Annotated in this window: 2 protein-coding genes and 1 CRISPR repeat array; of the genes, one reads left to right on the top strand and one right to left on the bottom strand. The window is 42.7% G+C overall.

The window, feature by feature from the left end; all coding sequences use genetic code 11:
• Positions 1 to 61: 61 nt before the first annotated feature.
• Positions 62 to 3,929: a CRISPR direct-repeat array (repeat unit 37 nt; unit sequence GTCTTAATCCTTGTTTTAGTGGATGTGGTACTCTGAC).
• 318 nt (positions 3,930 to 4,247) lie between these two features.
• Positions 4,248 to 5,723, top strand: a complete 1,476-nt coding sequence (locus ACXIT9_RS13510) for a CotH kinase family protein (RefSeq protein WP_458056771.1) — start codon at positions 4,248 to 4,250, stop codon at positions 5,721 to 5,723.
• 48 nt (positions 5,724 to 5,771) lie between these two features.
• On the opposite strand, the gene ACXIT9_RS13505 is transcribed toward ACXIT9_RS13510, so the two are convergent.
• A complete protein-coding gene (locus ACXIT9_RS13505) occupies positions 5,772 to 7,160 on the bottom strand; it encodes an NAD(P)/FAD-dependent oxidoreductase (RefSeq protein ID WP_458056770.1) in 1,389 nt (462 codons plus the stop codon).
• Positions 7,161 to 7,166: the final 6 nt, after the last annotated feature.

The following is a 7,166-nucleotide window of genomic DNA, read 5'->3' as shown; positions in this document are numbered from 1 at the left end:
TTGTTTTAGTGGATGTGGTACTCTGACTGGATCCTAAACTACAACAGGAATTTTCTCAAGTGTCTTAATCCTTGTTTTAGTGGATGTGGTACTCTGACACTCTAGAAAGTCAATTAATTGTCTTTCTTGAGAAAAGTCTTAATCCTTGTTTTAGTGGATGTGGTACTCTGACGTTACTTATTGAATACTTAGGTTAACCAAATTAAACGTCTTAATCCTTGTTTTAGTGGATGTGGTACTCTGACCGTTCCAAATAAGGGATTATGTTTAACCTTTAATTGTCTTAATCCTTGTTTTAGTGGATGTGGTACTCTGACAATTCTACAATTAGATATTACGTAAAAAATAGAGAAGTCTTAATCCTTGTTTTAGTGGATGTGGTACTCTGACCGTTGGACATAATAAGGTTGGCTTTTCGGATTGTGGTCTTAATCCTTGTTTTAGTGGATGTGGTACTCTGACTATGTTGCAGGAGAGCCTTCATTGGTAATCCATGTGTCTTAATCCTTGTTTTAGTGGATGTGGTACTCTGACGATATAGTAGAAAGATTTAAAGATCTTTCTGTTATTGTCTTAATCCTTGTTTTAGTGGATGTGGTACTCTGACAACTTCTTACAGTTGGAGTACAAGTGGGATAGTGTTGTCTTAATCCTTGTTTTAGTGGATGTGGTACTCTGACCTTCCTATCAATGATGTTAACGGGAAAATCAAAATGTCTTAATCCTTGTTTTAGTGGATGTGGTACTCTGACCTTTTCTCAATGCCTCTAACGAGGCTGAGAACGTTGTCTTAATCCTTGTTTTAGTGGATGTGGTACTCTGACTTACATGCGTACTATTTTTTGGATGTAGAAGCAGAAGTCTTAATCCTTGTTTTAGTGGATGTGGTACTCTGACTATGCGCTTATTTCTGAAATAGAATATAGCGAAAGGGTCTTAATCCTTGTTTTAGTGGATGTGGTACTCTGACAACTAATGGCGGAATCTATCGATCACTGCGGAAGGGTCTTAATCCTTGTTTTAGTGGATGTGGTACTCTGACAAAATCAAAGTAAAGTACACAATTTCGGGAGAACGTCTTAATCCTTGTTTTAGTGGATGTGGTACTCTGACTTAAAAGTTGTATCGCATTAAAACAGGGGCGTTTTGTCTTAATCCTTGTTTTAGTGGATGTGGTACTCTGACAGTAGGAAAGTCCATCGAAACAAACAAGCAAACAAGTCTTAATCCTTGTTTTAGTGGATGTGGTACTCTGACAATTTTAACATTAAACAATGACATGATGAAAAATTGTCTTAATCCTTGTTTTAGTGGATGTGGTACTCTGACGCCTCTAACGAGGCTGAGAACATATATTTTTCAGTGTCTTAATCCTTGTTTTAGTGGATGTGGTACTCTGACAATGGTTTACAAGTTAAAGGGCAAATTATTGACCTGTCTTAATCCTTGTTTTAGTGGATGTGGTACTCTGACGGTGACAAAAGCATTTTATGTGCTGATGTCACCTTGTCTTAATCCTTGTTTTAGTGGATGTGGTACTCTGACACTAACCAAAATTATGAAAATAATCAATATCAAAGAGTCTTAATCCTTGTTTTAGTGGATGTGGTACTCTGACCTTGGCGTAGAGAAAATTTTCACCTTGGAAGAGGTGGTCTTAATCCTTGTTTTAGTGGATGTGGTACTCTGACATTGACCTTTTAAAAGACAACTACGTATTAGTTAAAGTCTTAATCCTTGTTTTAGTGGATGTGGTACTCTGACTTTAGCCGAAACCGATCCTATGTTAAGGTATAAAGAGTGTCTTAATCCTTGTTTTAGTGGATGTGGTACTCTGACCCTGAACACGATTATTATATTGAGGTTGAAACACAGTCTTAATCCTTGTTTTAGTGGATGTGGTACTCTGACCCTCCTAGCGTGTTTAGCTTGTTAAGTAATCAAAGTCTTAATCCTTGTTTTAGTGGATGTGGTACTCTGACTAAATGGAGAGTTGATTTATAGAAAGAGTTATATAGTCTTAATCCTTGTTTTAGTGGATGTGGTACTCTGACGTTTTTAACTTTCTTGTCAGCCTCTAACGAGGCTGGTCTTAATCCTTGTTTTAGTGGATGTGGTACTCTGACAGGCTCTGTTTTTTATTTTTATTTTGTACTAACTAAAGTCTTAATCCTTGTTTTAGTGGATGTGGTACTCTGACAAGAACGGATACCCGTTCTTAACTTTCTTGTCAGCGTCTTAATCCTTGTTTTAGTGGATGTGGTACTCTGACGGAAGTGGACAGATCTTCTGGTATTGAAATCCTTTGTCTTAATCCTTGTTTTAGTGGATGTGGTACTCTGACATGGGTTCCTCTCAACTTTTGGGACGAAGTCCAGTGTCTTAATCCTTGTTTTAGTGGATGCGGTACTCTGACATCTCAAGGCGTAGATTTATGGATTCCAGTATGTAGTCTTAATCCTTGTTTTAGTGGATGTGGTACTCTGACCAAGCCCGTGTTCGCTCACGATTGCATTCTGGGGTCTTAATCCTTGTTTTAGTGGATGTGGTACTCTGACAGAAGCTTATTTAGCCTTGTCCCTTAAAGGAGCTGAGTCTTAATCCTTGTTTTAGTGGATGTGGTACTCTGACTAAGATTAAAGAGGCGGGAAAGATGTTAGACATTGGTCTTAATCCTTGTTTTAGTGGATGTGGTACTCTGACCTTACAGATGAGGAGAAAGGAATAGTAGCGGCGTTGTCTTAATCCTTGTTTTAGTGGATGTGGTACTCTGACACTTTTGTCAAGTACATGAAGAGTATTTTTGCGGTGTCTTAATCCTTGTTTTAGTGGATGTGGTACTCTGACCTTGCTATGAAAACTACATTAAAATTAATGCTCGGTCTTAATCCTTGTTTTAGTGGATGTGGTACTCTGACACCGACAATTTTCTTAACAGCGCTTATTTTGAAGTCTTAATCCTTGTTTTAGTGGATGTGGTACTCTGACAACTCGAAAACCTCGGCTGGGATTTCACAAACATTGTCTTAATCCTTGTTTTAGTGGATGTGGTACTCTGACAAGTTATGACAACTACATTAAAAATTATGATCGCGAGTCTTAATCCTTGTTTTAGTGGATGTGGTACTCTGACTATGAAAATAACGAACATAAAAGATTTTTGCGAAGCGTCTTAATCCTTGTTTTAGTGGATGTGGTACTCTGACAGTCTGTTCATTGACGAAATCATGGGGTTGTTTAGTCTTAATCCTTGTTTTAGTGGATGTGGTACTCTGACGCTGAGCTCAAGCAAGTACTCCGCATGATGGGTGCTGGTCTTAATCCTTGTTTTAGTGGATGTGGTACTCTGACAGGGAGAAACAGTTTTTTCTCTCTTTTCTGGAGGGGTCTTAATCCTTGTTTTAGTGGATGTGGTACTCTGACACTTCTCCGTCTCATGCTCCGACCTTAGAGGGGGGTCTTAATCCTTGTTTTAGTGGATGTGGTACTCTGACTTAAATTAAATTCAATTGCTATGGAAAATGCACAAAGTCTTAATCCTTGTTTTAGTGGATGTGGTACTCTGACAAATCAACCAGTGATGTCCTCGTACAGATCGAGGAGTCTTAATCCTTGTTTTAGTGGATGTGGTACTCTGACTTGACAATTAAAAAAAGCTTGCTACCTTTGAAATGTCGTCTTAATCCTTGTTTTAGTGGATGTGGTACTCTGACTATGGATTTCATAACCTGACAGCCTATATTAAGGCGTCTTAATCCTTGTTTTAGTGGATGTGGTACTCTGACTGTGTTTAATAGTGTCAACCATGCGTTTAATTATTGTCTTAATCCTTGTTTTAGTGGATGTGGTACTCTGACTCCTCCATTTGACGCATTAGAATATTCGTCAAATTGTCTTAATCCTTGTTTTAGTGGATGTGGTACTCTGACAGCTAACTCCAGTTCGTTTTGATTTTCAGTGAGTTACAAATTAAAACTCTATCAAAAATCTTTAGTTTTACGTTTATAAACTCCATCTTGGCGTTAACAATAGCCGAAAGATAGGGTATTTTTCGCACCAGCGCAAGGAAATAAAAGAGATTTTAAAGCGCTGAAAGCAGCCCTCAAACACTAGCAACATTCGACCTTTCCTATCACCATACCTGCAGATTTTTCCACAGCTACACTTTCCCCCGAAAACATAAAATCACCCTAAAAATTGAATTTATCGCTTGAAAGCACTAAATTCCCTATCGACCCATAAAAACCATGAAGAAAAAGTTCCTACCGACATCCCGTCACGCGCTGCCCCCCCTTATGTTGGCTGTACTAGCCCTACTCTTTACCGCCTGCCAGGAACCCTTAGAAAAAGAACTCCCGAAGGGAGATGATGAACAAGTGTTCGCCCTAGATGTAGGCGATAGCGAAATCCCTTATCTAGTCATCAGCAGCGAAAGCGACATCCCCTTTGAACCGAAGGTTCCCGGCTCCCTAAAAGTCTACCAAAAGAAGAAATTAGTGCAGGAACAGCGGATCGGAATCGAGTACAGAGGCAAGACTTCCTTCCGGCTCTCCGAAAAAAAGGGGTTTAACATAGAAACAGTCGATGACGCCGGAAACAGCATCGACGTGGCATTTTTTGGGATGCCCGAATTAGATGACTGGAGGATCGTCGGACATGTCGTCAATGTGCAAGACAACTATATATGGGACAAAAGCTTAATGTATAACCCATTAGGATATGCACTCTCCCGAAGCATCGGACGGTACGCCGCCAGAAGCCAGTTCGTGGAAATAGAAGTCAATGGCGTCTACATGGGCGTCTATGCGTTCATGGAAAGACTAAAAAGAGGTCGGGATAGAATCGATATCCGTGCCCTGCGAGCAGACTCAGAAAATATTTCAGGAGGCTACCTCCTGACCATCGATAAGTCTTCCATAGGTGAAGCAGGCATCGGACTGCCCTTGAGTTACTTCTATAACAACTGGGACGATGATGCCCGCTACACAGCCGAAAATAGCTTCCGAAGTCACTATGACATTTTAGGCCAAAAGCTGGAAACAGAGCCCTTTGGCCCTCCTTATCATCCCAACATGTATCGAGAGACCTATTTTCTTTACGACTACCCGAGAAGAAGAAACACCATTCCGGCACACGATGCCTACATCCAAAACTACATACATGCTTTTGAAACGGCACTGAGCAGCGATGACTTTTCGAAAAACGAAAGGAGCTACCTCGACTACATCGAAATCGAAAGCTTCGTGGACTATTTTATTCTCAATGAGCTCTGTCGAAATGTCGATGCCTACAGGATTAGCACCTACCTGCAGAAAGATCGGGATGGAAAGTTAGCCATGGGCCCCATCTGGGATATGAACATAGGCTTCGATGAAGGAGAACGTATCCCCATGAATACTTGGGTGATGCGGTATAATGATCTTGTAGGAAACGACCCCTGGATGGTTCCCTTCTGGTGGCCTAGACTCATGGAGGACTCCTACTTCAGAGCTGTGCTAAAGGAAAGATGGACGCACTTCCGTCGTGGCCCACTAACTGACCAGGCCATGCTTTCCCTCGTGGACAGTTTCGCGGATTACCTCGTCTCAAATGGAGCCGTAAAAAGAAATTACGAGCTCTGGGACCAAGGCATCGGTGTGAACTACGAGGAAAGTATAGAAGCATTAAAGCAGTTCCTGAAAACCCGCGCCAGCTGGATGGACAGTGAAATCGCCAGCCTGTAACCTTTATATGACCAGCACGAAACCTTTACATACCTTGCAGGCAAGCCATCACACGCGCTCATCCACCTTTGCCTTCGGATCTTCTACCATCCGCTCCCGCACCTCCTCGGCCTCAAATTTCGGCAGCACAGGACGAATCAGCAGACGTAACGATGCATCAAAAGACAAATAACTCCAGGCCCAATTTAAAAAGATAAACAAGCGGTTTTTCACCCCCACGATCGCCATCAGGTGCACAAACAACCACGCCAACCAGGCGAAAAAGCCCTGAAAACTGAAGAATGGTAAATCTACTACCGCTTTCTTGCGCCCAATCGTGGCCATCGTCCCTAAATCCTTGTATAAAAAGGACTTAAACGGTCTGTTTTTTAAGAGCGATTTAAAATTATACGCACAATTGCTCGCCTGCTGGATGGCCACCTGCGCCACCTGCGGATGGCCCTCCTGGAAATTTTCATCAGGAGTAAGGGCTAGGTCGCCCAATACATACACGCCATCCAAGCCCTCCACTTGATGGTAGGTGTTCGTTTGAATACGTCCCCCTGCGCCGAACACCGCTTCGGGTAAGCCGGGAACAGGGTTGGCCTGAATGCCAGCCGCCCAGATCAAGGTCTGCGTGCGGATCGTCTCCTCTCCAGCCAACTTGACCTCCTCTCCGTCGTAGTCTTCCACGGCACAGTTGAGACGCACCTTTACGCCCAGCCGCTCTAAAAATTCCAAAGACTTTTCTCCCGAGGCATCCGACATACCATTTAGCAGCCGCGGACTCATCTCCACCAGGTAAACCTCCATCTGTGTCCAGTCCATGGTCGGATAGTCATAAGGCAATGCATATTTTTTCATCTCCGCAATCGCGCCTGCTAGCTCCACGCCCGTTGGGCCACCCCCCACTACGACCACATTCATAAGGGTCTCCCGCTCCGCACGATCATTCGTGTTATAGGCTTCTTCAAAGTTACTGATCAACTTATTCCGTAAAAAAAGAGCCTCGGAAACAGTTTTCATAGGCGTGGCATACTTCTGCACATTTTTCATCCCAAAATAGGCGGTATCCCCGCCCATGGCCAGCACCAGATAGTCATAAGTAAGATAGCCTTTGTCTGTGATCACCCGCTTGCCCTCGGTATCCACTTCCAAAAGCTCCATCATTCGAAAAAATAAATTGTCATGCTTTTTAAACACCTTTCGAATCGGAAAAGAGATCGCACTTGGCTCTAAACCCGATGTGGCGACCTGGTAAAAGAGTGGCTGAAACTGATGGTAGTTGTTTTTATCCAGCATGACTACCTGATAGTCGGTCCCTTTCAGTTCGCGCGCCAGCCGGAGTCCAGCGAAGCCGCCTCCTACGATGACAATGCGCTGATAAGCCGCCTTCGGGATGCTATCGATTTCATGTGTAAATGGATCTATGGAAGTGTGGTTCTTGTTCGTTTTCATACTATA

It is taken from the genome of Nitritalea sp., assembly GCF_054166705.1.
Note: the sequence above shows the minus strand (reverse complement) of the source record. Positions and strands in the feature narration are given on the sequence as shown.